This is a genomic window from Fretibacterium sp. (assembly GCF_057312375.1).
In genome coordinates this window covers 1-1,460 of sequence record NZ_DBHLDX010000073.1, presented here as the reverse complement: position 1 = coordinate 1,460, position 1,460 = coordinate 1, and the positions used below count along the sequence as shown (strand labels likewise).

The window sequence follows — 1,460 nt, the reverse complement described above, 5'->3', positions numbered from 1 at the left end:
CCGGAGCCACAGCCTACCCCCGCTCCCGCAACAGGACCTGCGCCCGCGAAGGAGCCCACTTCGATGCCTAAGCCCGCGGATAACCCAACAACCGCGCACCCTCAGAGGTTCTTCGCGGCAAATCAGTTCATCGACTCCGATGGTCATCCCCTGAAGCCGGACGATGACCAGGCGAATCGGCACAACATGGAGCTGGCGCTCATGGCTGCGACGGCGACCTGTGGCTTCACGATCCTTGGAGGGATCAACGGCGGAGGCAAGACCCACATGGCCATCAGCTTCGCCAGAAAGATCACCGCTCTCGACGCGGCGGCCTCCGTCGACCTCCTTCCCGTCCGTTCGGACTGGAGGAACGTTGGGGACCTCTTGAACCGCCAACAGACCCTTGGCGCGAACGGCACGTTCTCAGGGACCGCCTTCTACGACGCGCTGGCGGCCTGCGAGGTCAACCCCGAGAAGCGCGCTTTCATCATCCTGGAGGAGATGGACCTGGCGCGCTCGGAGTACTACCTGGCCGAGGTCCTCAGCGCGATGGACATGCGGGATCAGGCGCTGATCCCCTGCCCCGACGGGAATTTTTACCGTATGCCGGAGTCCCTCTTCATCATCGGCACGGCCAACGCGGACGCAACAACGTTCCCCTTCAGCCCCAGGGTTCTGGATCGGGCGTTCTACATTCGCTTCCGGGTGGACGACGTGATGTTTACGGACGACCGGAACGACAACATGGACCCGCAGTCCGCCAGGGCTGCCGCGACCTTCCTCGCCATCATCAACGGCGAGATGGAGGAAAGGCGAAAGGCCTTCCGCGAGAAAATACGCGCGGACTTCCGCATCGAGGAACTGCTCGCCGCCGTGAACGCCATTCCCGGCAACCACACCGTTTCGCTGGGCTACCGCACCCGGGACGCGATCTACAACTTCATGGCCAACTTCATGTGCCTCAGCGGATACGATGCCTACAACGTCGATGCGGCCATGCGCGCTTTCGACTGGGCCGTTACCTCAAAAATCCTGCCGAAGTTCCAGGGCTCGCGCGACGACCTTCAGGCGCCGCTCATCGCTCTGGAGCGCGAGCTCCAAAGCCGGGGACTCCTCCCCTACGGACCGTCGGGCATGTGGCCATGGCGATCCAAGGACGAGTTGACCTTCCTCCGCTATCAAATGGAAAAGAACGCTGCAAGCGTAATCTACCGTTAAACAGCAGGCCGGGACGAGCAAAGAGCTCATCCCGGCCATCTTCATTATCAGGGGTCCATAAGCCCTAGCGACGGTTTCCCGTCGTGCCTACAGCCCAAGGCAGGTCCCGGCAAAGATGCCGTAGTAATTGCCAAGGACATACCCCAGAGTCCCCACTAGGATAGCGGGGACAACTAGCTCAGGCCAGCCCTTGGAGATGGCCATGGCCGCCGCCGTCGTGGGGCCGCCGACGTTGGCGTTTGAGGAGATGATGATCTCTT

2 protein-coding genes are annotated in these 1,460 nt (G+C 62.0%); one reads left to right on the top strand and one right to left on the bottom strand.

The genetic code is table 11. The annotated features are described in order from the left end of the window. Positions 1-63 precede the first annotated feature (63 nt). A complete protein-coding gene (locus ACO41U_RS09055) occupies positions 64-1,200 on the top strand; it encodes a hypothetical protein (protein WP_485943318.1) in 1,137 nt (378 codons plus the stop codon). An 87-nt stretch (positions 1,201-1,287) separates the two neighbouring features. Here the strand turns inward: ACO41U_RS09055 and ACO41U_RS09050 are convergent, their stop codons facing one another. Next, the gene (locus tag ACO41U_RS09050; RefSeq protein ID WP_485943329.1) at positions 1,288-1,449 is read right to left on the bottom strand and encodes a DUF819 family protein; all 162 of its coding nucleotides are present in this window, start codon (positions 1,447-1,449) and stop codon (positions 1,288-1,290) included. Positions 1,450-1,460: the final 11 nt, after the last annotated feature.